This is a genomic window from Hanstruepera marina, from assembly GCF_019880635.1.
Taxonomy (GTDB): Bacteria; Bacteroidota; Bacteroidia; order Flavobacteriales; family Flavobacteriaceae; genus Hanstruepera; species Hanstruepera marina.
On record NZ_JAINVX010000001.1, the window covers coordinates 890,644 to 914,764 of the forward strand.

The window sequence follows — 24,121 nt, forward strand, 5'->3', positions numbered from 1 at the left end:
ATTATTCGCTTATAACTTTAATGGTTTTTTTAACTTTTTCGGCAATTTGCCTAGCTTCGTTAATATTTTCGTGAACAATGGTTACATGCCCCATTTTACGAAAAGGACGTGTTTGTTTTTTTCCATAAATATGAGGCGTTACACCTTCCATATTCATGATGTCTTCAATATGTTCATACTTTACATTGCCTGTATAACCTTCAGCTCCCACTAAATTAACCATAATTCCACCAACTTTACTATCGGTTTTTCCTAATGGTAAATTAAGTATGGCCCTAATGTGTTGCTCAAATTGAGACGTATAACTGGCTTCAATAGTTTGATGCCCAGAATTGTGAGGTCTAGGAGCTACTTCATTAACCAAGATGTCATCGTCTTGTGTTTGAAACATTTCAACAGCCAAAAGTCCAACATGGTTAAAGGCTTTAGAAGTTTGTAACGCAATTTTTTGTGCTTTTTGAGCTACAGAAGCATCAATTCGGGCAGGGCAAATAACATACTCAACTTGATTAGCTTCTGGATGAAATTCCATTTCAACAACAGGGTATGTTTTTACACTGCCATCAACATTTCTAGCTACAATTACTGATAATTCGTTTTTAAACGGTATCATCTTTTCTGCAATACACTCCACATTTGGTAAGTTCTCTAAACCTGCTAATGAACGAACAACTTTAACACCATTGCCATCGTAACCAAATTGCGCACTTTTCCATACAAAAGGGAATTCTAAACCACCATTGTTAATTGCATCTTCAATTTCTGAAGTGTAGGCAAAACGTGTAAAATCTGCGGTTGGTATCTCATGGTCACGATAAAACAATTTCTGTTTAGCCTTATTTTGAATGGTGCGTAATGTTTTTGAGTTTGGAAACACTTTTATGCCTTGTTTTTCTAATGTTTCTAAAGCGTCTGTATTAACGTTTTCAATTTCAAAAGTCAATACATCAACATCTTTTCCAAAACTAACAACGGTCTCATAATCCATTAAATCGCCCACATGAAAATCGTTTGAAGCAATCTTACATGGCGCTTCCGGACTTGGGTCTAAAACTTTAGTGAAAATATCGAACTTACGTGTTTCGGTAAGCATCATTTTTCCTAGTTGGCCACCACCTAGTATACCCAATTTAAATTCAGAAGAGAAAAAATTCATATTAATTTTCCACAACAGTGGAAGTTTGTTTTTTAATGAAACAATACTTTGATTTTGCACAAAAGTACAAATCAAAACCCTCTCAAAAAACTAAATGCTAAACAATCTAAATGAGAATTCGCAAATCCTTAATCAAATGATTATCTTTGCGTTTCTAAAATAATAAGCAAGTGATTAAACTCCACGATTTATACTTCAAGCCCTTTATATCTGAACAAGACATCCAAAAAGCTGTTTCCAAGATGGTCGATGTCATTGCTAGCGATTTAGGGGATGAAGTTCCAGTATTTATTGGAATTTTAAATGGGTCGTTTATGTTTGTTAGCGATTTTGTAAAAAAGTATCCAAAGCCTTGTGAGGTAACGTTTATCAAATTGGCTTCTTATGAAGGTGTGAAATCTACCGAAGATATTCAACGCTTGATTGGATTGACCCAAGATTTAACAGGACGTACAGTTGTTATTTTAGAAGATATCATTGATTCTGGTAATACCTTGCATGAAGTGCATCGTATTTTTAAAAATGAAAAGGTTAAGCAATTACTTATTGCAACTTTGTTTTACAAGCCAGAAGCTTATAAAAAAGACTTTAAACTACATTATGTAGGTATTGAAATTCCTAACAAATTTATAGTGGGTTATGGGCTTGACTATGATGGATTGGGAAGAGACTTACCTGAAATATATCAATTAAAAACAACGCAACACATGACAAATATCGTGCTATTTGGCCCTCCAGGAGCAGGAAAAGGAACACAAGCAAATTTTTTAAAGGAAAAGTACAATTTAGAACACATTTCTACAGGCGATGTCTTTCGTTTTAATATCAAAAACGAAACGGCTTTAGGTATGTTAGCTAAATCGTATATGGATAAAGGCGAACTGGTTCCAGATCAGGTAACCATTGATATGCTAAATGCTGAAGTTGAAAAGAATGCCGATGCCAAAGGTTTTATTTTCGATGGCTTTCCAAGGACCAATGCACAAGCAGAAGCATTAGACCAATTAATGGACAGTAAGGATTCTCAAATAAATGCCATGATAGCATTGGAGGTTGATGATGAAATTTTGGTTGAACGTCTTTTGGAGCGTGGAAAGAGTAGTGGTCGTGCTGATGATGCAGACGAATCCATTATTAGAAACCGTATTACAGAGTACTACAAAAAAACAGCAATTTTAAAAGATTATTATGCTGGACAAGATAAGTATTATGGTGTTGATGGTGTAGGTAGCATTGAAGATATTACGATTAGGTTGAGTGACGTAATTGATAAGCTGTAATTGTCATTCCTGCGTAAGCAAGAATCTCATGAATTTTAATTAATTTAAAACGGTTTCCGCTTTAGCGGAAAATGAATATGACTGAAGGTAACTTTGTTGATTATGTAAAATTGTATGTGTCCTCTGGAAATGGAGGTAAGGGCTCTGCTCACTTACACCGTGAAAAATATATTGAAAAAGGTGGGCCAGATGGTGGTGACGGTGGTCGTGGAGGCCATGTGATTATTCGTGGAAATCAAAACCTATGGACACTGTATACCTATAAATTTAAACGTCATTTTAGAGCTGGACATGGTGAACATGGTAGTAAACAGCGTAGTACTGGGGCTGATGGCGAGGATGTTTATATGGATGTGCCCTTGGGAACTGTTGTACGAGACAAAGAAACAAATGACATTTTATTCGAAATAACCGATCATGGTGAAGAAAAGATAATCGCCGAAGGTGGTATGGGTGGTCGTGGTAACTGGCATTTTAAAAGTTCTACCAACCAAACGCCTCGTTATGCGCAACCTGGAATTCCAGGTCAAGAACGCGATATTATTTTAGAATTAAAAGTATTGGCCGATGTTGGTTTGGTAGGATTCCCAAATGCTGGAAAATCTACATTATTATCTGTAATTACTGCTGCCAAACCCAAAATAGCAGATTACGAGTTCACAACCTTAAAACCTAATTTGGGAATTGTAGAATATCGTGACCATCAAACCTTTGTAATGGCAGATATTCCGGGAATTATTGAAGGAGCAGCAGAAGGACGTGGTTTAGGGCATTATTTTTTACGTCATATAGAACGTAATTCGGTATTGCTGTTTTTAATTCCTGCAGATGACGATGATATTAAGAAGCAGTATGATATTCTATTGGATGAACTAAAGCGATATAATCCCGAAATGTTGGATAAAGAGCGTATTATAGCCATTTCAAAAAGCGATATGCTTGATGATGAATTAAAGGCTGAACTGCAAGAAGAATTGGATAACAATTTACCAATAGATTATTTATTTATATCTTCCGTAGCTCAAAAAGGTTTACTGGAGTTAAAAGACAAGCTCTGGGCCATGTTACAAGACTAAACTATTCTCTATATGAGGCAGTATATCAAGCGTATTGTTGAATTTAATGATAATAGAGCCAGCAAAATCTTTGCTATTTTTATACAATGCTTGATACTTCTCTCTATAGTTACTTTTTCAGTTGAAACCATTCCGAATTTAAAACCCGAAACAAAAACTATTTTATATAGTATTGAGGTGTTTTGTGTGGTAGTTTTTACTATTGAATACCTGTTACGAATTTATGTGGCAGATAGTAAACCTCGATTTATATTTAGTTTTTTTGGAATAATCGATCTTTTAGCCATTTTACCTTTTTATTTGTCTTTTGGAATAGATCTACGCTCCTTAAGGGCTTTAAGATTTTTGAGATTATTTAGAATTTTAAAATTAGTCCGATATAATAGGGCTATGATCCACTTTACGACCGCTATTAAATCGGCAAAAGAAGAGATTTTACTGTTTTTATTTATCACATTAATTCTCATATACTTCTCATCGGTTGGTATATATTATTTTGAAAACGAAGCCCAACCCGAACATTTTTCTTCAATTTTTGATAGTCTATGGTGGGCAATTGTAACGCTTACAACTGTAGGTTATGGAGATGTGTATCCTATTACTGTTGGCGGAAAAGTGTTTACATTTTTTATTCTGCTTATTGGTTTAGGAATTGTAGCTATTCCAACAGGGATTATTTCTTCAGCGTTAACCAAATCGGTTGATAAAAAAGACGCTTAATTTTATTATCTTTAAAATAAAAATGAAAAAGTTAGCCTTAATTATATGTCTCTTATTATTTGTTTCTTGTGGTGTAACGGTTAATTATGATTATCAAAAAGGAACAGACTTCACCAAATATAAAACCTACCATTATTTTGATAATATGGAAACAGGTTTGAGTCAATTAGATAATAAACGTTTTTTTAGAGTCTTAAACGCAGCCCTTGAAGCGAAGGGATTTACTATGTCTAATGATCCTGATTTTTTAATTGATATTGCAAGTTCTTATCGCCAAGACACACAATCCAGTACTTCTGTAGGCTTTGGTGTTGGAACAGGAGGAGGAGGTGTTTCTGTAGGTGTTCCTGTAGGTGATGGTAACCTTTCTAGACAAATTATTTTTGATTTTGTCGATGCGAAAACCGAACAATTGGTTTGGCAGGCAGCAAGTAACGAACCGTATATGCCTGAAAATACACCAGAAGCTCGAGAAGCCCAATTTAAAGTAGTTATTGACAAAGTGCTTCAAGGATTCCCACCAAAAGCTAAATAGTCTTTTTTAAGTTAAGTAGCTGTTAATTATCTTCTTATAATGCTTTTGTTTCACTTTATTTGATAAACTAAAAATCAAAAAAATGAAAACACTCGCCAAATTATTGGTCGTTCTTATCATGACTGTTTCGGTTAAAGCACAGAACACTGTTGGACCAATGAAAGACTATTCACCTCAAGTAGGGACTTTAGTATCCATGCTTAATGACATGAAGAACCGTGTAGAACGTACAGTTAAAGATTTATCGGTAGAAGAATTGGATTACTTAATGGATGATAAAGCCAATAGAATTGGTTCTTTGATCATGCATTTGGCAGCTACCGAAGCTTTTTATCAAGTCTATACTTTTGAAGGTAGGGAATTTAATAAAGAGGAAGAGAAAAAATGGGGAGCAGCCATGAGTTTAGGTGACGAAGCTCGTGAGAAATACCAAGGTCATGATGTGCAATATTATTTGGATGCATACACCGAGGTGAGGAATAAGACCATGCAGTTGATGAAAGAAAAAGATGATGCTTGGTTGGCGAAATTAAATGCAAGTGGTAATATGAATAACCATTGGGGCTGGTATCACGTTATGGAACATCAATCCAGTCATTTAGGACAGATATTGTTACTTAAAAAACGATTGCCAAATAATTAAAAAAAAGTGGCTAGAAAGCCGCTTTTTTTAATCTACCTTTATTCTGACACCTTCACTATGGCTGCTAAATTCTGGTGCATACATACTTTGAATCGTCGTAATACCATTGCTCATATTACCAGCATTATTAACTCTTAGGTCATACTCGAATACGTAAACGCCTTTTGGTAAATAGTCAAAAAAGAAATTGGTACTAGCATCTTCAGTGCTCTCATAGTAGCCCAATCCATCTTGCCATTTGTATTTTGATAATACGTTTACGGGTTCTAAACCTGATGCACGCATATCCTTCATATGAATAAATTCCATATCATGATTACTTCGGAGTTCAATACGAACGCGAACCAAATCACCAACTTTTAATAAGGTTTCTGAAGTGATTTCGGTGATTTCTTCACCTGTGTCGGTATTGATTTTTTTGAACAGTTTTTTCTTAAGTTTCAATGGTGTTTCTGCTGAAGTAATGTTATCCAAATCTTCAAAGTACTGCCAGTACAAAGCTCCCCAAGCTATACCATCGCCTTTTTTGGTTAAGGTTACTTCTGCCATGTCAGGCTTTATTTCTTGGGTGTTCCAAGCTGTTTTATAATAGCCTGTTCCAGCTTCTACCTTGACGTTTTCTAATTTTGATGGTTCTATTTTTTCACCACCAACCAGCACATCAACAGTTTCTGAGACACTCAACCAATCACTGCCTTGAAGCAACAAGGCATAAACGGCTTCGGTAGTGGCTTTGGTAGTTTCCCATTTATTAGTCTGTTTATTTTTTAATAACCAAATTTTAAGATTATCAATTGTTTCTAGATTCTTCGTTTCACTCTGAATGACAGAACCCACTTCAGAAAAGGCTTCAATCAGTAAGGCTTGGGTTTCTATTGGTGCTTGATACCAATACCATGAAGCGGTATTCTCTTTCCAGTACATACCCAATTCCTCATTGGTAATGCTATTTTCTTTTAAAGACTTTAATATTTTTCCAGCTGTATCATCATCTTCCATTCGATGAGTAATCAATGCCATAAGACCTTTGGAATATAATGAACGACTCAACCAATACTTCTGAATTTGAGATAAGTAGTAAGCCGAAACCTCCTGAACCTTTTTAGACTGCTTTACCTCTGGGAAAAAGCTACGCATGTATAAATAATTGAGTTGCCTATGACTTAAATGGTCTTTACTTAAATCAACGTCCTTATTGTATTTAGTAAGGTCTTTATATTCTTCTACAAATTCTGAATCAAGATAATGTATGGCATTGTTGATCATTGATGCTTCACTATCATTTTGAACGACATTTAAATGTTTCAAGTGCCCAAAACCTGTGATGATGTGCTGGGTAATAAATCGGTTGGGACGTCCACCATGGAACCAAGGCCAAGCACCATTACTCATTTGATTTTGTTCCAGTTTTCTTAAGGCGTTTTGCAACTCGTTGTTCATTTTATTGAGATCAAACAACAAGGCAATACGCTTTTTTTGTTCGGTTTCACTTTGGGCATCACGTAACCAAGGCGTTTCTTGAATGAGGATATTTTTTAATTCTTCATTCTTTTCTAAATTGGATAATAGCGCATCGGTATTTCGCCATTGGTTGAAGACCTCTTGAATACGCAGGTTGCTATTGGCAATATGACTCGCCAATGCATTGGCATAATAACGGCTAAAAGTTTGCTCATTGCATTCGTAAGGATATTCCATAAGGTAAGGCAACGCCTGAACAGCATACCAAGCGGGATTGGAAGTCATTTCCAACGTTAGTTTATGGTACTTGAGTGTTGTTGAGGTATTTGTTTTTAGTTTATCTAGCGTAAAAGTTCTGGTTTCATTACTCTTTATCCACATGGGTAAGGTTTCAGTCACCAACATCCTGTTGGATAAAACAGGCATAGCATTCTGTTCACCATCACTAAAATCACCTGCTTTAGCAACCACTTTGTATTGCACAGCATCCACCGAATCTGGAATGGATAAACTCCAGGACACTTGGGTGTTGCCTTTGGCATCTACTGTGAAGGTCTCGACTACGCTCGACCTGACAATTTTGTCGGTTATCTCTTCACCTGAAACGGCATCAAACAATTGCAGCTGTGCTTGACCGGAAAGGTCACTATCCGAGAGGTTTGCAATTTTGGTACTAATAACAATTTTATCACCATGACGTAAAAAACGTGGTGTATTTGGAATAACCATCAATTCCTTTTGGGTAACAGTCTCCAAACTGATTACCGCACTTTCTAAAGTTTTGGTGTGTGCCAGTAATTGTAATTTCCACTGTGTTAGGGCTTCTGGAGTAGTAAAACTAAAACTCACATTACCTTCGGTGTCGGTTTGTAACTGTGGAAAGAAAAAGGCAGTTTCTTGTAGGTTTTTGCGGATGTTAACTTTGCTAAAGTCAATTTTCTTGGTAGTAACTACTATGACTCCATTTGCTCCTTGAGACCCATAAAGAGCGGCACCATTAGCCCCTTTTAAAACATTTACACTTTCAATTAATTCTGGTGATAATTCATCTAATTCTTCTTGAGAAACGATTTTTCCATCAATTACTATTAAGAGTTTATTATTTTCCGGCAAGGATCTATTACCACGAAGAATTATTTTATTGGCTTTAAAATAATATTCAGGATTTTCAATATCTTCAGCAGTTGTAAAACGGTCTTGATGTTCAAAACTGACACTGTCTTTCTCTCTTTTGATTCCATAAGCTGTTACAACAACTTCTTTTAAATGGTCTTCAGATTCTTCAACAACCAAACCTGAAACTCTTCCAGATAAAGAGTTTACTAAATAATGGTCTTGCCAAAAATAAAACCCAAACCAATTCAGTTGGTCATACGCTTGGTGCGGATAGCTGATGTAAGCACGGTTTAAATTTTGAATTCTAAAGTTTCTGGTGCCAAAACTATAACCTGCGTTTCTATGGTTGTAACTATTATAAGATGCTCTGTAGATTGGGTTAAAATTCCAATCATGTGTTTTAAATTGGTCTAAAGACGCATCATACATACTCGCCAAGAGTTCGGCAGAGACTTTTTCGCCTTTAGGACCTTTTATTTTAAAACTCCAAGTTTCCTCTTGTCCAGGTTGTAATTTATCTCTGAATGTGGTGGTTTCAATCTCTATATCGGTTTTCTGGTAAGGCACATTAATGTATTCCATACCTGATTGAAAACCATTGGCAAAGGAAAAACTGTAATGCACAGCAAAACCGCCTAAATCGTCTTTAGTAACCGGAATCTCAATGGTTTTCTTGTTATTGTTAAGCTCAAACACATAAGTGTTTATGGTCTTGTGGTCTTTTTCTACATCCAGTGTTACGGTTACGTTTTGTGCCGCAGAACCTACAGTAAGCAATACCGTTTCATTGGCCTGATAATTTGGTTTATTGGTGGTAATACTAAATAGTTGCTTATCGGCAAGGGTTTTATCTTGGTCACTATAGAGTGTGGTTTTGGTTTCAGCTTTCACATCTTGACCAAAGGCATCCTGACTTTCCAAAACAATCACATATTGACCAGATTGCCATTTTTTGATGTTACCTAAAGCTATAGTTTTGGATGTTTCCGTATCAAAACGCTTTTCAAAAACCAGTTCGCCTTTTTCCCAATTATTTGGGTTGTGTTCATCTTGATACGCATCGTGTGGAAATTTAGATTTAAACTCTGCTTCCGGAAGCATCGGGTAGTCTGGTGCTTGCCAAGGTCTTGCTCGCAGCACATAGTCAGGTGCTTTCAACTTATACATTTTAATGGTTCCTTTGGCAGGTACAAACTCACCGTTGAGGTTTTGGGTCGTGATTTCCAGTTTGTGCTCCTTGTTGGTTTTATTCAAAAGATTGTTAACCGAAATAGATGCCGTCATAGCATGATAGCCAACATTGACTAGAGTGGTGGCACTTCGGGTTTCGCCATTGATATCTGTTACATCAGCCGTGACTTCATAATTAAAAATGGGTTGTGAGTCTTTGTCAACACTCAAATCAGGAATGGCTTTAAATGTGATTTCAAATTCGCCTTTTTCATTGGTGGTGGTTTCACCATGAGTGATTTCTTGTGGCTCACTGTTAAAAGCTGGTCGATACCAATAATACCAACTAGGATAACGCACTTTTCGGTGGACGCGATACACTACCTTGGCATCAGTTATGTTACTGCCAGCATAGGCAAGCGCATTTCCGTTTAGGGTAATGGAATCATTAATTTTAAAGGTCTCGGTTATGGGTTTGAACGTGGTTTCAAACTTGGGACGTTTGTATTCTTCTACAGAGATATAGACATTGGTATTAGAAAGTGTATGGGTTTTTCCCAATAGCTGTATTCTAAATTGGCCCGTTAAGCCACTACTCGGCAATATGAACTCACCCGAAACCGAACCAAAAGCATTGGTTCGTAAATCCAAACGATGCACTTCCTGTCCGTTCACATCATATAAAATCACATAGGTATCTTCATTAGGCAATACTTCCGATTTACCATCTTCGGTTCTTATGGCAATACCCTTAAAATGGACTGTTTGACCTGGTCTGTAAATACTTCGGTCTGTAAACAGAAACCCTTTGTAACTTATTGGATCGGGTTTTGGTGTTTGTGAACGGTTTATGTAGTAATCACCAAAATAGGCCTTGTCATCAGGTGTCTGGGCTTCAATTTTTACTTGTGTCCATCGCTCGCCAGACTTTTCTATTTCTATAGTTCCTCTAGTATTGGAGGTCAGTTTTTTTTGTTTGGTGCCACTATTGTAGTTTTTTTGATAGGTGATTTTAACGTCAACACCCTCAATCGGCTTGCCATTATTTCGGTCAATAAACTGATAGCTTTGTTTGTGGTTCTCGCTTTTATCAACCAAAGCAATATTGGTCACCTGAATGGTTTGCGCCGCAAAAATGTCGCTATTAGGAACTTTGGCAACCATCAAGTAACGACCGTTCGCCAATAGCGGAATAAGGACTTCAGTACTGTGTTGCTGATAGTCTTTAACATCGCGTAAATTGGATTCCCAAGATTGGGTAAGATTCAAAGTTCTAAAAAACTCAATTTGATCTTCTGTTCGGTATGTTTTATTAAAGATTTCAAACTGCTTTTCGGTTAGCATATAGGCACTGAAGTCTAATGCATTAATATTTTTATAGCGAACCAACAAACGCGATTCCTGTTGGATAGGTATGTAGCTTTCTATCTGTAGTTGCAAGCTAGGTTGCAGAATCTGTTGTTTGAGTGCCTCGCATTTTTCAGCAGCAACACTTTTTGGAAACGCAAAAATGACCGATTGGCAAATGTCATAGGCTTCCTTAATTTTCCATTGATGGGTTTCGTCGGTTTTAGGTTGATATTGACTGCCTTGTTGAAACCATAGTTGCGCTATTTCAAAACTGTACAAACCTGATACAGGTTGTGAACCGTAAAAATTACGTGATGCTTTAAGCGTTTGTAATAACACGTCTTCCTTATTGCTGAATGTGGCATGTTGCGATACAAACTGAAGTCGATTGATATCTACATCCACCAAGGCTTCAGGGGAAGAATTCTTTAAATGAAATTGGATGAGGTCCTGATAGATTTTTAAGGCCTGCAACTGCAATGAGGTAGAATCTTTTGAAGATAACTTCAAGCGAGAAAAGGCGTTAGCATCACTCAAATAATCCAGATTGTCAATTTCAAATTTATAAGCAGGTTTGGTGATGCTGTTTTCATCGGTTTTGAAGAATTCTAGGGCGTTGTGAGCCAGTAAATCAAATAAGCTAGGACGAAATTGCTTGGAATTCTTTTGCTCGTTTATGATGACGGCATAATCTTCAAGCTTTGTTTGTTGCAAGATAAGTCCGTTTTGCAAAGAATTTTGATAGTGCAATTGGATTTCAGCAAAAAGGGTTTCTAAATCCCAGGTTCTAAAATCGGTTTCATCAACTTTTTCAGAAGTATTGGTTCGGTTATAGAATTTCCATCTATTCTGTTGAAAATACTGCCAATACATAGTGGCTAGCATATTCTCTAAAACGTTTTGCGTAGGAGCCTGACTATTTGCTATTTGAGCTTTAAAGTCGTTTATGATAGTCAACTGCGCATCTTCTTCCAGAATTAAGGCATACTTACTTTTAAATAATAATGATTTGATGTATTGCGGTTCGTTCTGTTCGGTCTTGGCTTGTTGCGAAATTTGTTCAACCAGCTCTAAAGCCGATTTAGGTAAACCTTCAGACTCCAGTTTGTCCACCTGTTTCCATAGTTTATCATAAGAAGGGTTTTGTGCTTGCGAAAAATGCATTGAACAAACAATCATTAAAATTGCAGTAAGCTGTTTCATAGTCATCATTTTGTACAAGGGTACATTCAAAAGTTGTTCCAAAAAAACGCGAATACGGTATTTTAGGTTTTGGTTGAGGGAAGGTAGCTATTTTTTGAGTGAGATAGAAAGGTTATCTTTGTAAAACCGACATTTTTAATGTTATGCGAAAGATTTGTTTCCTATTACTAATTCCTTTCACCTTGTATTCGCAAAATGTTGAGCAAGAGATAGAGTTCTTACTTGATAAAAAAAAATATGAGCAGGCAGAGGTGATTATGGAAGACCACCTCTTGGAAAACCCAAGCGACCCAAAAAGCATCGAGTTATTGGGTGATGCCTATGCTTATCAAGGTAAATGGGATAAAGCTATTGAGCAATATGAAAAGCTGGTAGATTTAAGTCCTGATAACGCTGAATTTCACTATAAATATGGTGGAGCCATGGGTATGAAAGCTTTGGAAGTTAATAAAGTTACTGCTTTGTTTATGATTGATGATGTGGAAGACGCTTTTTTAAAGGCAATAGAATTAGATAAAAACCATATCAATGCACGTTGGGCTTTGGTGGAGTATTATGTGCAATTACCGGGAATAATTGGTGGAAGCGTCAGTAAATCATTGCAATACGCCAATGAGTTGGAAGCTATTTCAAAGGTAGATGGTTATTTGGCCAAAGGTTATATTCATGAGTATGATGATGAACCTGAATTGGCTGAGACCTATTATAAAAAGGCTATAGAAAAAGGAGGATCCTTGACCTGTTATGAAAAGCTGACTGCTTTTTACGAAAAGCAAGACCAACCAGATCAAGCCATTCAAAACATTGAAGCGTCACAAAAAAAACACCAGAGGAATGCCTTGCATTATCAAATAGGAAAGGTTGCTGCTGAATATAACGTGCAATTACATAAAGGTGAAGCCTGTTTACAGCTTTACCTAAAGAACCATACAGCTGAAGATGGTGTGCCCAAAGCTTGGGCTCATTTCCGATTAGCGCAGATTTACAAGCATCAGTATAAAAAAGATTTGGCGCTCAATCACATTAATCAAGCCATTTCTGAACTGCCAAAGATTGACGTTTTTAGGAAAGAAAAAAGCCAAATTTTAAAATTGTAATTAGTAGAAAAACTTTGAACAACCAACTTCTCACTTCCAATAGCAATCCTTATATTTGATTTCTACAAAATTAGACCATGAATGTACATTTTATAGCTATAGGTGGTGCTGCTATGCACAATTTGGCCATTGCATTGCATAACAAAGGATATCACGTAACCGGAAGCGATGATACTATTTTTGATCCTTCAAAATCTCGTTTGCAAGCCAAAGGCTTGTTGCCTGAACAATTTGGGTGGTTTCCTGAAAAAATCAATGATAGTTTAGATGCCATCGTATTGGGGATGCACGCCAAAGCGGATAATCCAGAATTATTGAAAGCCCAGGAGTTGGGTCTTAAAATTTATAGCTATCCCGAATTTTTGTACGAACAATCCAAAGACAAAACGCGAGTCGTTATTGGAGGTAGCCATGGAAAGACCACTATTACATCCATGATTTTACATGTGATGCATTATCACGATCGGGATGTGGATTATATGGTTGGCGCTCAATTGGAAGGCTTTGATGTGATGGTAAAACTTACCGAAGAGAACGATTTTATGGTTTTGGAAGGTGATGAGTATTTAAGCTCACCTATTGATAGACGACCAAAATTTCATTTGTACAAACCCAATATTGCCTTGTTGAGTGGCATTGCTTGGGATCATATTAATGTGTTTCCAACTTATGAGAATTATGTGGAACAGTTTAGCATTTTTGTAGATAGTATTGTACGTGGAGGCAGTATCACTTACAATGCCGAAGATCCGGAAGTGGCTAGAGTCGTGGAGGCCTCTGAAAACACCATTCGCAAATTACCCTATTATACACCCGAATACATGGTTGAAAATGGTGAAACCCTATTGGAAACACCTGAAGGACCTTTACCAATTGAGGTTTTTGGTAAACACAATCTGAACAATCTGGCAGGAGCCAAATGGATTTGCCAACATATAGGCATAGACGAAGACGATTTTTATGAAGCCATTGCCACTTTTAAAGGCGCCAGCAAACGTCTGGAAAAAATTGCCGAAAGCGAAACCAGCGTGGCTTATAAAGATTTTGCCCATTCCCCAAGTAAGGTAGCTGCAACTACCAAAGCATTAAAAGAACAGTTTCCCAACAGGACTTTAGTAGCCTGTTTGGAATTACATACTTACAGTAGCTTGAATGCCGAATTTTTAAAGGAATATAAAGGAGCTTTGGGTGCTGCAGATGTAGCTGTGGTTTTCTATTCGCCTCACGCTGTCGAAATTAAAAAACTGGAAGAGGTTACCCACCAACAAATAGCCAATGCTTTTGAGCGCGACGACCTCATTATTTATACCAACCCAGACGATTTTAAAAACTATCTGTTTTCCCAAGACTTTAACAATAAAGCCTTATTGCTTATGAGTTCGGGGAATTATGGTGGTTTGGATTTTGATGAGGTAAAAAGTTTGATTGACTAGTCTTGCTATTATGAAAAAACCTGTCATTCCAGCGCAGGCAGGAATCTATTGTAATAACAAGTGACGTGATACGGTAATCTTTTTAGATTCCGCATCAAGTGCGGAATGACAAATCAGTTGTCATTACGGGACAGAGCGTTTAAAAACAGTTTGGTAATCTATATGTTTGAGTCTATCGAGTAAGAGATTGCTTCACTTTAGCTTGTCTTGAGCGACAGTCGAAAGGTTCGCAATGACGTCGTTAAGAGGAGGCACGACCAAATAATCTGTTTTTTTATCTATCATCAAGTTAATTTTTTACTATTCAAAATTATCTTTTACTACTTTGGTTTTTGATAATAAGTCGTGAATTCCATTTTTCATAAACAAGAATGAAAGTCGGTCAAATGGAATAAGTCGGCAAAAGGTCCGGGTGACTATATCTCCATTAGTTGGTTTTTCTCCGTTCATTTTCACAACGGTTGTTTTGGTTACATATTTTCCAACAGTTTTTTGAAATTTGGTTTCCATTATCGCATAGTACCCAATAAAAGTTCCAAAAATTATTAAATATCCTATGAGCATTTGAATGTCATTATTTGCATTCAAGGGATAAGTTAGAATTCCTGCAATTAGTATCCAAATAATAAAGTCAATTATAAAATTCACAAATCGAATACCTGGACCAGCTATATTGGAGTCAACTTTTTCTTTCTGTTCTTTTTCTGCTACTGCCTTTCTCGAATTGTTTCAAATTCAGATGTATCAATGTTTCGTTTTTCAACTTCTGCATCTGCTGCCTCGATTGCAGTGGGATTATATCTTGCCCTTTCAATGGTTACAATCTTAATTAATTCTTCATTTGTCCTTTCAGACATCACTTTCGCAAATTCGTTTTCCATTAGTTTATTTTTATTGAATTTTTGGTTAATATCATTTCGTCCTAATTAGCAACGAAGCTTTTTATCTATTAAATAAATATGAATAAACAACTACTGAAACAAACCCTAAAATAACTATCAACCAAGAAGCAATTTTAAAACGGAAATTATCCCACTTCGAATCTTTGATTAAATTATAAATAGTGGCATACTTTTTCTCATAAAAAAAGTAATAAAATAGCAATAACAAAAACCCAACAAATAGGATAATAACAGAAATTTTAGCGAGTTTCACATCCAATAAAGCAAAAGTAAAGAGTAAAATAGATGTAAACAACATACTTAAAGAGCAGGCAACAATTCCATAAGCGGTTAAATGCGGAATGTCATTCGAATAATTTCCATCTTTATAATATGCATTATAAACGTGAAAGAATAAAATATTTAAAATCTTCATATGTTTTTATAACAGCAAATTTGCTGGAGCATTATTGGTAACAATTTGTGGTCATTAAATAATTTATATCCACCGATAACGAAGTTCGATTATTTTATTTAAAAAGTCAAATCAAAACACCCTATCCAAAAAGGCTTTGATGCTTTCTTGGTTTTTTTGAATGAGTTCGGTTTTGGCATTTTGGGTGTCAGTCGTTTTCTTATCTTGTGAGAGTTTAAATTTACCTTCCCAATCCGTAATAGTTATTTCAAACATCTTGATATAGTCTAAATTCGCTTCCATTCTTGGATTATTTGCATCCAATACATACTTATGGTCTGGCGCTTCCAAAAACTCGGTCATCGTGATTAATGACCGCTTAAGTGCCTCTTTACTTTCAATAGCTTTTACAGTACCTTTTACATGTACTTTAATGTAATTCCAAGTAGGTAATTGAGTAGTTGTATAAACCGATGGAGAAATGTAACATTGCGGTCCTGAAAAAATAAGGTTCACACTATTGTTGTCTTTCAACAAGGGCGTCTGCGGATTGTAAATATCAATGTGTCCAATAAGTTTTCCTTCATCGTTTAATATCAATGGTAAATGGGTAATGAGCGGTTCTTGGTCTTTTACAGATATTACCGTAGCCAAAGGATAGGTTTTTATAACCTCTATTAAATGTTCGCGATTATGGTCTTGATGGTGTGGTGGTGGATAGGTCATTATACTCCAAATTGATTTAAATGATGGTCTAAATGCTTGTATTGCATCTTACCCCATTGATCCTGTGTAAAATACCCAAACATAGGATGTGGTGGCCATTCAGTTTGATCTTTTTTAGTATGAAATTTTTCGATTTCTTCTAACAAATCTGTTTTTTCATTACGAAAATTTTTGTCGTTTGACACCACAAATTCTTTTGTTGTAGGTAAGCTTTGTTTCCACGCTTTATCATCATATAAAGAGGATTTAAACATAGAGAATAATAGGCGTTTAAATACATTTGGTTTTTCCAAAGCCAGTTCGCCTAGGGCAACTTGTAATGGAAACTTACAATGAGCTAACATTTGTGAGGCATTCATTTTTCCCCATTTTGGATTTTGGTTTTCTTGTAGTAATTCTATTCTGGCTCTTATTTCAGAAACAGTATCTTCAGAAAATAATGATTTCATTTTTTTATTTATAAGGTTAAGTAATCCAAAAATTGCTTCTGAAAGTTACAATATTTATATTTACTAAATGACTGAAAAACACGCTTCATTTTCTATAAAAAATTGGTCACAAGATGACCAACCACGAGAGAAACTCCGCGACAAGGGAAAAGCGGCATTAAGTGATGCCGAGTTGGTGGCCATTTTAATAGGTTCGGGCAGTCGGAATGAAAGCGCAGTTGATTTGTGCAAGCGTATTTTAGTTTCGGTTGATAACAATTTGAATGAGCTGGGCAAGTTATCTTTAAAACAGTTGATGGCTTTTAAAGGCATAGGCGAGGCAAAGGCGATTACTATTGCAGCAGCTATGGAGTTGGGCAGAAGACGAAGAGGAGAAGAAGCCTTGGAGAAAAAGAAAATAACCTCTAGCATTTCGGTATTTGAATTGATGCAACCCATTATAGGAGAGCTCCCACATGAAGAATTCTGGATTATTTATTTGAACAACTCCAACAAGGTCATTCAAAAACAGCAATTGAGTAAAGGTGGTATTACAGGAACTTTAGTTGATGTGCGATTGGTTCTAAAAATGGCTTTAGAATTGGGTGCAACAGGCATTATTTTGGTTCATAATCATCCATCGGGAACCTTAAAGCCTAGTGAAGCTGACAAACAGATTACTCAAAAATTGAAACGAGCTGGAGAAAGTTTAGATATTAAAGTTTTAGATCATATTATTGTAACCGAAGAAGCATATTTTAGTTTTGCAGACGAAACTCTAATTTAATGGTACTTGTATATACGCACAAAATTACACCTCGATTAAAATATGCCTTTAAACATATTTTCACCCGTATTTTAGATGTTCCAGTGGCATTTACTACTACTATAGAGGAGTTTATTGCTCACGATTCAGTTAAAATATCCTATGCAAAACAACCGTTAGGGAATGAGATTTTTATAAGAAGTCATGATTTACTTTTTGAGCAAGGCTTGTCAGATTTAGATATACACGTGCAAGATTGGGACGATACTAAATGTTTTTTTACAACGAGTGAAAGAAGTAGTGTGCCTTTTGACATTTTTGCAGCGACATTTTATTTGTTAAGTCGGTATGAAGAGTATCTACCTCATGTTAAAGATGAATATGGTAGGTTTATGGCTGAAGAAAGTTTAGCCTACAAAAATAATTTTTTAAATCAGCCTGTAGTTGATATCTGGGCTTATAAGTTTAAAACAATTGTACAAGCTCAATTTCCTGAGTTTAAATTCCCGAATAGAAACTATAAGATTAAACCAATAATAGATGTGCCATCACCTTATAGTTTCAAATTAAAGGGCATTTTAAGAACCATTGGTGGGAGTTTAAAAGATTTGTCTAGCTTTAAATTTAAACGTATGTACACCCGATTTTTGGTAATCATAGGCTTAAAGCATGACCCTGATGACACGTTTAAGTATATTTTAAATAGGCAAAAACAATCTAAATACAAGTTTTTGTTTTTCTTTTTAATAGGGGACTATTCTACTTACGACAAAGGTGTAAATGCTCAAAAGAAACAGTTTGTATCGTTGATTAAGCATGTAGCCGATTATTGTAATGTAGGTTTAAAAATGTCTTTTTTTGCTTTAGAAGATCCATTAGTGTTAAAGGAGGAAAAGAATAGAATAGAAAGTATTTTAAATACGACCTTAACTGCGTCAAGGCAGTCGTTTTCTAAATTAAATTTACCTAATTCATACAGAAATTTAGTTGAGTTAGAGATATTGGAAGATTATACTATGGGTTATGTAAACCACATGGGTTTTAGAGCGGGAACATGTACCCCTTTTTTGTTTTACGATCTCGATTTTGAAATACAAACTCCATTAATGATACATTCATATCATGTAATGGATTATACATTGCTTAAAACCCAATCATTATTGGACAAGAAGAAGGTGTTAAACGAAATAATACGAGAAGTCAAATTGGTAAATGGTGAGTTTATTCCAGTTTTTCACAATTATACATTTAGTGATATTGATAGGTGGAAAGGGTTTAAAGAATTGTTTAATTTAATATTGGAGTCAGCAAATGAAGCTTAAAGGCATAACCGACGTTTTTTTTGATTTAGACCACACACTCTGGGATTTTGATAAGAATTCTGCGCTAACATTCGAAAAGATATTTGATATTCACAATGTAGGAGTTGTTTTAGATGATTTTTTAACAGTTTATGAACCTATTAATTTGAATTACTGGAAGCTCTATCGCGAAGAAAAAATAGACAAAGCTGCCTTAAGATACGGTCGGCTTAAGAATACCTTTGATGCTATTGACTATTATGTAGAAGATAGATTAATTAATCGTTTATCAGAAGATTATATAACACATTTACCATCAAACAATTATTTGTTTGATGGCACAATTGAAATATTAAACTATTTAAAACCAAAATATAGGCTTCATATAATCACTAATGGATTTCACGAAGTACAGCATGGAAAATTACAAAATTCGAATATTGATATTTTTTTTGAAACCGTAACAAATTCAGAAATGGTTGGTGTAAAGAAACCAAACCCCATTATTTTTGAGCAAGCTTTAAACTTGGCTAACACAACTGTAAACTCTAGTGTTATGGTTGGAGATAACTGGGAAGCTGATATACAAGGAGCTATAAATATTGGTTTGGATGCTATTTGTTTTAATGTTCATGGCACAAAGCTTGATAAGAATATAAAACAGATTCCAAATTTACTAGATTTGAAATTGTATTTGTAAATCAAGATGTATCTTTATAAAAATTTAATACACATGTTAAAAAGAATAGTACTGTTGATTGTTGTAACTACTTTGGGAAATGTTTTTGCACAACAGAATGTAAATAATTACAAGTATGTAATCGTACCAGACACTTACGATTTTCAGCACAATCCGGATGAATATCAATTAAATTCTCTTTCACAATTTTTATTCAATAAATATGGATTTACGGCCATAATGCAGGGAGACGAATTTCCTGAAGATTTACAAAAAAACGGCTGTTTAGCTCTTCGTGCAGATGTGGTAAAAGACAAAGGTATGTTCTTAACTAAATTACATGTGGTATTGAAGAATTGTAAAGATCAAATTGTTTTTGAAGGACTTAATGGAGAGAGTAGGGAAAAGAAGTATAAAGTTGCGTATAACAAAGCTTTGAGAGAAGCATTTTTGTATGTCAAAGAATTGAATTACAAGTACGAACCTTTAGAGCCCAATAGTCAAGAAAACCATGATGTTTCTGAAGTAAAGCCTGTAAAACCTATAGAGGTTACTGCAGAAACTACTGTACAAAAAACCGAAGTAACCGCACCTATAAAGAAGGTAGAAACTGACAGTTCAGAAGTTTTATATGCACAACCAATAAATAATGGGTATCAGTTGGTTGACAGTACACCAAAAGTTGTTTACATCTTAATTTTTTCAGGCAAAAAAGATTTTTTTATGGTAAAGGATAGGAATGCTACAGTCTATAAACTAAATGACAATTGGGTTATCGCCGAGACTATTGGTGAGGACCTACAAGTTAAAACGCTTAATATTAAATTTTAGTAATCGTATTTATCTTTCCAGCGTTTTTTTAAAAACTCCCTTTGGTTTTGCTCTCTAGAATTATTTCCTGGGTTGTAAAGTTGTGTGTTTTTAATCTCTTCGGGTAAAAATTCCTGCTTGGCAAAGTTGTCTTCGTAGTTGTGGGCATATTTATAATTATCACCATAACCTAATTCTTTCATAAGTTTAGTTGGTGCATTTCGTATTTCTAGAGGTACACTTAAATCGCCAGTTTCTTTTACTAACAGTTGGGCTTTATTTATAGCTTGATAGGATGCATTACTTTTTGGAGAGCAGGCTAAATATGTGGCACATTGACTCAAAATTATACGTGATTCAGGATTACCAATTGTAGAAACGGCTTGGAAGGTATTGTTAGCAATTACTAATGCCGTTGGGTTTGCATTGCCAATATCCTCACTGGCTAAAATTAACAATCGTCTAGCAATAAACTTAACATCTTCACCGCCTTCTACCATTCTAGCCAACCAATAAACAGCTGCATTAGGGTCACTACCTCTAATAGACTTTATAAATGCAGAAATAATATCGTAATGTTGTTCCCCAGTTTTGTCATAGCGTACCGTATTGTTTTGGACGTTTTGCAAAACCATGTCATTAGTAATCGTTATTTCGGCTTCAGATTGACTATTAACCAATAATTCAAATATATTGAGCAATTTTCTGGCATCCCCTCCAGAAAGACGAAATAAAGCATCTGTTTCTTTGAGTTTTACATTTTTTTGGGATATGATACTGTCTTTTTCAATAGCACGTCTTAAAAGTGCTTCTAAATCGCTTTTATTAAAGGCGTTTAGAATATAGACCTGACAACGTGATAAAAGTGCAGGAATAACTTCAAAACTGGGATTCTCTGTTGTAGCTCCAATAAGTGTTACCCAACCTTTTTCAACAGCCTGCAATAAGGAGTCTTGTTGCGATTTACTAAACCTATGTATTTCGTCAATAAACAATATGGGATTTTTAGTAGTAAAAAGACCTCCCGATTTTTTTGCCTTTTCTATAACTTCTCGAACATCCTTAACCCCAGAATTTATTGCACTCAAAGTATAAAATGGACGTTCTGCCTCATTCGCTATTATATTAGCTAACGTTGTTTTCCCAATACCTGGAGGGCCCCAAAGTATCATGGATGGAATGATGCCTTGTTTTATATGTCTAGTTAAGCTACCATTAGATCCAACTAAATGGGCTTGACTAATATAATGTTCAAGAGCCTGTGGCCTTAATCGTTCTGCTAAAGGTTCATTCATATAGTAAAATTAAACAATTAGATACATAGAGAATTACAAAGACATGAAATTTTTAGTTTTAATCTAGTTAGCATGACAATTTATCACATATAAGAATTTTGGAAACAATATTGTTAATGTATATTTAATTATGGAAAACCAAGAACATTTTAAGTTTTCTAATGGTGTAATAGTTTACCCATTGTCATTTGTTATGCTTGTATGGTTGGTATTCTGGTTTGAAATCCGTTTTCGTTTCGATTTTACAAATTTTGGGGTTTACCCTTTACGCTTAACAGGTTTAAGAGGCATAGTGTTTAGTCCTTTTATTCACTCAAGTATACAGCATTTGTATCATAATACAATTCCATTATTTGTGCTTTCGGCAAGTTTATTTTATTTCTACAGAAGTATAGCTTGGAAAGTTCTTATCTATGGAATTTTATTGTCAGGTTTTTTAACTTGGTTAATTGGTAGACCAGCATATCATATTGGTGCTAGTGGTTTAATTTATGTTTTGGTTAGTTTTTTATTTTTTAAAGGAATACTGGCCAAGCATTACAGGTTAATAGCATTATCCTTATTAGTCGTTTTCCTTTATGGAAGTATGGTATGGTATGTGCTTCCAATAAAGGAAGGAATGTCTTGGGAAGGTCATTTGTCAGGCTTAGTTGTAGGATTAGCTTTTGCTATTATTTACAGGAGTAATATTCCAAAGCCTACAAAGTATAAGTGGGAAGAACCTGATTATGATGAGGAAAATGATGAATTCTTAAAACATTTTGATGAAAATGGAAACTTTATTGAATCTAACACTTTAGAGTCCGATGATAGTGATGAGGTCCCGAGAACAATAAACTATATTTATAAGGAAAATAAAGACTAAAGGCGTTGTCTTACCGCTTCATATAGAAATGCTCCACAAGCAACAGAAACATTAAGTGATTCAATTTCTCCCAAAAGGGGTAATTTAGCTTTAGCATCTACTAATTTTAAGACTGAAGGGTTTATGCCACGACCCTCCGAACCCATAATAATGGCACTAGGTAATTTAAAATCTATATCATAGAGTAAATCAGAAGTTTTTTCAGTTGCGGCAACAACTTGTATCCCAGAAGCTTGTAATAAAAACATAGCATCTTTTATATGGTCAACGCGACATATCGGGATTTTAAAAACAGCCCCAGCACTTGTCTTAATAGCATCACCGTTTACTGGTGCACTTCCTTTTTTTTGTATAATAATTCCATGTACTCCCGTACACTCGGCCGTACGAATAATAGCTCCAAAATTGCGAACATCACTCAATTGATCCAAAAGCAAGAAAAAAGGCGTTTTGCCTAGTTCATAAGTAGAATTAATTAATTCTTCCAAATCATAGTAGGAGATAGGTGATATTTGAGCTACAACACCTTGATGATTATTGTTGGTCAACCTGTTAAGTTTTTCAACTGGGACATATGAAGAATTAATTTTTTTAGATTTAATTAGTGACTCTAAAACTTGAGATAATTCACCTTTAAGCCCTTTTTGAATAAAAATCTTTTCAATGGTTTCGTTAGCTTGAATAGCTTCAATTACTGCACGTAAACCGTATATTTGAGTTTGTTTTGACATGATATGCAAATGTATAAAAAAACCACCTCGATAAGAGGTGGTTTTTAATTTTATAATATTGGATTTTTAGATACCTTCTTCAGCAACTAAATTACCATTTACATCATAAATAGAATATAAGCCATTAACTACTTCTATCCAACCGATAGCCATTGCACCACCACTTCCGTTAGCAGAATCTTCACTATCAGTCATGTATAAGTCACCTAAATCCATATCAGCCATAACAACTCCAACTTTACCAATTGTAAGTCTTAATGGAACTGGAAGACCTGGAGTTACACCATGAGTATCCCATAAATCAACAACGATTACGTGAGTACCATCAGCTAATTCAGATGTCCATAAATTGCTTGGATTTACTGGCTCGATTAAATATTCAGGACAATCACCTGTAAATGCATAAGCACCAAATGAGTCTAAATATACATCAAAGTCCATGTCACATAAATGCTCATCAGCATCACCATCCCAAGCTAACTCTAAACCACAATTAACAGTGCTTGAGTTAGTAATGTTTACAGTGAAATCTATATGACCACCAGCTACAGTTGAATTACCTTGCTGACCTTGCGTCATTCTAAATTTTAATGTTTCAGGAGCTTCAGGATATAAATCTAATAGAGCAGTAATTGAAAATTCAACAGAACTTGCAGTTCCTGGGACAGTAACTTGCCATCCTTCAGGACCAATCTCAAACTCATCTAAATGAGCAGCATCTGTATCAAAATCATCTGCACTACCAGATAATAAATCTAATTTAAAATCTGAAGCGGCTGCTTGAGCTTTAGATAGATTGATTGTAAAAGTTGCAGTTTCTCCTTCAGCAATAGATGCAGAAGTCATATCTAAAGTTGCAACAGGTTTATTTTGAGCAGGATAATCTTGATCATCATCCATACAGCTAGTAAAACCTAGTAATACTGCAAAACCTAGAGCAAACTTATAATTTAAAATATTTTTCATATTGTTTAATTAATTCGT

General features: G+C 35.2%; 22 protein-coding genes. 12 read left to right on the forward strand and 10 right to left on the reverse strand.

Annotation, left to right across the window (positions count from 1 at the left end; genetic code table 11):
* Position 1: 1 nt before the first annotated feature.
* A complete protein-coding gene (locus tag K7G76_RS04135) occupies positions 2 to 1,156 on the reverse strand; it encodes a 5-(carboxyamino)imidazole ribonucleotide synthase (protein ID WP_223032933.1) in 1,155 nt (384 codons plus the stop codon).
* Between the two features lie 170 nt (positions 1,157 to 1,326).
* On the opposite strand from K7G76_RS04135, the gene K7G76_RS04140 reads away from it, so the two are divergent.
* The 5 genes from K7G76_RS04140 (at position 1,327) to K7G76_RS04160 (ending at position 5,410) form a co-directional block, all read left to right on the forward strand.
* Positions 1,327 to 2,436, forward strand: coding sequence for an adenylate kinase (locus K7G76_RS04140; RefSeq protein WP_223032934.1), 1,110 nt, complete (start codon positions 1,327 to 1,329; stop codon positions 2,434 to 2,436).
* Between the two features lie 77 nt (positions 2,437 to 2,513).
* Complete coding sequence (gene obgE / locus K7G76_RS04145; protein WP_223032935.1) at positions 2,514 to 3,512, forward strand: GTPase ObgE; 999 nt, start codon at positions 2,514 to 2,516, stop codon at positions 3,510 to 3,512.
* A 12-nt stretch (positions 3,513 to 3,524) separates the two neighbouring features.
* Entirely contained in the window at positions 3,525 to 4,232 is a 708-nt protein-coding gene (locus K7G76_RS04150) for an ion transporter (RefSeq protein ID WP_223032936.1), read from the forward strand.
* A gap of 22 nt (positions 4,233 to 4,254) precedes the next feature.
* On the forward strand, positions 4,255 to 4,767 hold the full coding sequence (locus tag K7G76_RS04155; RefSeq protein WP_223032937.1) for a DUF4136 domain-containing protein: 513 nt from the start codon (positions 4,255 to 4,257) through the stop codon (positions 4,765 to 4,767).
* Between the two features lie 82 nt (positions 4,768 to 4,849).
* Complete coding sequence (locus K7G76_RS04160) at positions 4,850 to 5,410, forward strand: DinB family protein (RefSeq protein WP_223032938.1); 561 nt, start codon at positions 4,850 to 4,852, stop codon at positions 5,408 to 5,410.
* 27 nt (positions 5,411 to 5,437) lie between these two features.
* Here K7G76_RS04160 and K7G76_RS04165 read toward each other — a convergent pair whose 3' ends face one another.
* Positions 5,438 to 11,710 carry an alpha-2-macroglobulin family protein gene (locus K7G76_RS04165; protein WP_223032939.1) on the reverse strand — a complete coding sequence of 2,091 codons (6,273 nt, stop codon included), beginning with the start codon at positions 11,708 to 11,710 and terminating at the stop codon, positions 5,438 to 5,440.
* A 143-nt stretch (positions 11,711 to 11,853) separates the two neighbouring features.
* On the opposite strand from K7G76_RS04165, the gene K7G76_RS04170 reads away from it, so the two are divergent.
* Together K7G76_RS04170 and K7G76_RS04175 are read left to right on the forward strand one after the other, a co-directional pair.
* Positions 11,854 to 12,807 (forward strand): tetratricopeptide repeat protein, encoded by a 954-nt coding sequence (locus K7G76_RS04170; protein ID WP_223032940.1) that lies wholly within the window; start codon positions 11,854 to 11,856, stop codon positions 12,805 to 12,807.
* A gap of 77 nt (positions 12,808 to 12,884) precedes the next feature.
* Positions 12,885 to 14,240 (forward strand): UDP-N-acetylmuramate--L-alanine ligase, encoded by a 1,356-nt coding sequence (locus K7G76_RS04175; RefSeq protein WP_223032941.1) that lies wholly within the window; start codon positions 12,885 to 12,887, stop codon positions 14,238 to 14,240.
* A gap of 300 nt (positions 14,241 to 14,540) precedes the next feature.
* On the opposite strand, the gene K7G76_RS15375 is transcribed toward K7G76_RS04175, so the two are convergent.
* From K7G76_RS15375 to K7G76_RS04195, 5 genes are all read right to left on the reverse strand, one after another.
* Complete coding sequence (locus K7G76_RS15375) at positions 14,541 to 14,888, reverse strand: RDD family protein (protein WP_369412176.1); 348 nt, start codon at positions 14,886 to 14,888, stop codon at positions 14,541 to 14,543.
* Between the two features lie 59 nt (positions 14,889 to 14,947).
* Positions 14,948 to 15,121 carry a hypothetical protein gene (locus K7G76_RS15380; protein WP_255572920.1) on the reverse strand — a complete coding sequence of 58 codons (174 nt, stop codon included), beginning with the start codon at positions 15,119 to 15,121 and terminating at the stop codon, positions 14,948 to 14,950.
* 61 nt (positions 15,122 to 15,182) lie between these two features.
* On the reverse strand, positions 15,183 to 15,557 hold the full coding sequence (locus tag K7G76_RS04185) for a hypothetical protein (RefSeq protein WP_223032942.1): 375 nt from the start codon (positions 15,555 to 15,557) through the stop codon (positions 15,183 to 15,185).
* A gap of 111 nt (positions 15,558 to 15,668) precedes the next feature.
* Complete coding sequence (locus tag K7G76_RS04190; RefSeq protein WP_223032943.1) at positions 15,669 to 16,262, reverse strand: FMN-binding negative transcriptional regulator; 594 nt, start codon at positions 16,260 to 16,262, stop codon at positions 15,669 to 15,671.
* Positions 16,262 to 16,711 carry a DUF1569 domain-containing protein gene (locus tag K7G76_RS04195; RefSeq protein ID WP_223032944.1) on the reverse strand — a complete coding sequence of 150 codons (450 nt, stop codon included), beginning with the start codon at positions 16,709 to 16,711 and terminating at the stop codon, positions 16,262 to 16,264. The genes K7G76_RS04190 and K7G76_RS04195 overlap by 1 nt, the downstream gene beginning before the upstream one ends.
* Positions 16,712 to 16,778: 67 nt before the next feature.
* Between K7G76_RS04195 and radC the strand changes: the two genes are divergently transcribed.
* From radC to K7G76_RS04215, 4 genes are read left to right on the forward strand one after another with little or no spacing between them, the layout of a single operon-like run.
* Positions 16,779 to 17,477, forward strand: a complete 699-nt coding sequence (gene radC, locus K7G76_RS04200; RefSeq protein WP_223032945.1) for a RadC family protein — start codon at positions 16,779 to 16,781, stop codon at positions 17,475 to 17,477.
* Positions 17,477 to 18,778 (forward strand): polysaccharide deacetylase family protein, encoded by a 1,302-nt coding sequence (locus tag K7G76_RS04205; RefSeq protein ID WP_223032946.1) that lies wholly within the window; start codon positions 17,477 to 17,479, stop codon positions 18,776 to 18,778. The genes radC and K7G76_RS04205 overlap by 1 nt, the downstream gene beginning before the upstream one ends.
* Positions 18,768 to 19,457 (forward strand): YjjG family noncanonical pyrimidine nucleotidase, encoded by a 690-nt coding sequence (locus K7G76_RS04210; protein WP_223032947.1) that lies wholly within the window; start codon positions 18,768 to 18,770, stop codon positions 19,455 to 19,457. Before K7G76_RS04205 ends, K7G76_RS04210 begins: the two co-directional genes overlap by 11 nt.
* Before the next feature lie 33 nt (positions 19,458 to 19,490).
* On the forward strand, positions 19,491 to 20,267 hold the full coding sequence (locus K7G76_RS04215; protein WP_223032948.1) for a hypothetical protein: 777 nt from the start codon (positions 19,491 to 19,493) through the stop codon (positions 20,265 to 20,267).
* On the opposite strand, the gene K7G76_RS04220 is transcribed toward K7G76_RS04215, so the two are convergent.
* Positions 20,264 to 21,541, reverse strand: a complete 1,278-nt coding sequence (locus K7G76_RS04220; protein WP_223032949.1) for a replication-associated recombination protein A — start codon at positions 21,539 to 21,541, stop codon at positions 20,264 to 20,266. The genes K7G76_RS04215 and K7G76_RS04220 overlap by 4 nt on opposite strands.
* Before the next feature lie 130 nt (positions 21,542 to 21,671).
* On the opposite strand from K7G76_RS04220, the gene K7G76_RS04225 reads away from it, so the two are divergent.
* Positions 21,672 to 22,406 (forward strand): rhomboid family intramembrane serine protease, encoded by a 735-nt coding sequence (locus tag K7G76_RS04225; protein ID WP_223032950.1) that lies wholly within the window; start codon positions 21,672 to 21,674, stop codon positions 22,404 to 22,406.
* Here K7G76_RS04225 and rlmB read toward each other — a convergent pair.
* The gene (gene rlmB, locus K7G76_RS04230) at positions 22,403 to 23,137 is read right to left on the reverse strand and encodes a 23S rRNA (guanosine(2251)-2'-O)-methyltransferase RlmB (RefSeq protein ID WP_223032951.1); all 735 of its coding nucleotides are present in this window, start codon (positions 23,135 to 23,137) and stop codon (positions 22,403 to 22,405) included. The two genes, K7G76_RS04225 and rlmB, sit on opposite strands and share 4 nt — an antisense overlap.
* A 66-nt stretch (positions 23,138 to 23,203) precedes the next feature.
* On the reverse strand, positions 23,204 to 24,103 hold the full coding sequence (locus K7G76_RS04235) for a hypothetical protein (RefSeq protein WP_223032952.1): 900 nt from the start codon (positions 24,101 to 24,103) through the stop codon (positions 23,204 to 23,206).
* Positions 24,104 to 24,121 lie beyond the last annotated feature (18 nt).

Bases quoted from the DNA above. Each gene is read 5' to 3' on its own strand.
- K7G76_RS04135 (WP_223032933.1), bottom strand. From the start codon at position 1,156: ATGAATTTTTTCTCTTCTGAATTTAAATTGGGTATACTAGGTGGTGGC.
- obgE (WP_223032935.1), top strand. From the start codon at position 2,514: ATGACTGAAGGTAACTTTGTTGATTATGTAAAATTGTATGTGTCCTCT.
- K7G76_RS04150 (WP_223032936.1), top strand. From the start codon at position 3,525: ATGAGGCAGTATATCAAGCGTATTGTTGAATTTAATGATAATAGAGCC.
- K7G76_RS04155 (WP_223032937.1), top strand. From the start codon at position 4,255: ATGAAAAAGTTAGCCTTAATTATATGTCTCTTATTATTTGTTTCTTGT.
- K7G76_RS04160 (WP_223032938.1), top strand. From the start codon at position 4,850: ATGAAAACACTCGCCAAATTATTGGTCGTTCTTATCATGACTGTTTCG.
- K7G76_RS04165 (WP_223032939.1), bottom strand. From the start codon at position 11,710: ATGAAACAGCTTACTGCAATTTTAATGATTGTTTGTTCAATGCATTTT.
- K7G76_RS04170 (WP_223032940.1), top strand. From the start codon at position 11,854: ATGCGAAAGATTTGTTTCCTATTACTAATTCCTTTCACCTTGTATTCG.
- K7G76_RS04175 (WP_223032941.1), top strand. From the start codon at position 12,885: ATGAATGTACATTTTATAGCTATAGGTGGTGCTGCTATGCACAATTTG.
- K7G76_RS15380 (WP_255572920.1), bottom strand. From the start codon at position 15,121: ATGGAAAACGAATTTGCGAAAGTGATGTCTGAAAGGACAAATGAAGAA.
- K7G76_RS04185 (WP_223032942.1), bottom strand. From the start codon at position 15,557: ATGAAGATTTTAAATATTTTATTCTTTCACGTTTATAATGCATATTAT.
- K7G76_RS04190 (WP_223032943.1), bottom strand. From the start codon at position 16,262: ATGACCTATCCACCACCACACCATCAAGACCATAATCGCGAACATTTA.
- K7G76_RS04195 (WP_223032944.1), bottom strand. From the start codon at position 16,711: ATGAAATCATTATTTTCTGAAGATACTGTTTCTGAAATAAGAGCCAGA.
- radC (WP_223032945.1), top strand. From the start codon at position 16,779: ATGACTGAAAAACACGCTTCATTTTCTATAAAAAATTGGTCACAAGAT.
- K7G76_RS04205 (WP_223032946.1), top strand. From the start codon at position 17,477: ATGGTACTTGTATATACGCACAAAATTACACCTCGATTAAAATATGCC.
- K7G76_RS04210 (WP_223032947.1), top strand. From the start codon at position 18,768: ATGAAGCTTAAAGGCATAACCGACGTTTTTTTTGATTTAGACCACACA.
- K7G76_RS04215 (WP_223032948.1), top strand. From the start codon at position 19,491: ATGTTAAAAAGAATAGTACTGTTGATTGTTGTAACTACTTTGGGAAAT.
- K7G76_RS04220 (WP_223032949.1), bottom strand. From the start codon at position 21,541: ATGAATGAACCTTTAGCAGAACGATTAAGGCCACAGGCTCTTGAACAT.
- K7G76_RS04225 (WP_223032950.1), top strand. From the start codon at position 21,672: ATGGAAAACCAAGAACATTTTAAGTTTTCTAATGGTGTAATAGTTTAC.
- rlmB (WP_223032951.1), bottom strand. From the start codon at position 23,137: ATGTCAAAACAAACTCAAATATACGGTTTACGTGCAGTAATTGAAGCT.
- K7G76_RS04235 (WP_223032952.1), bottom strand. From the start codon at position 24,103: ATGAAAAATATTTTAAATTATAAGTTTGCTCTAGGTTTTGCAGTATTA.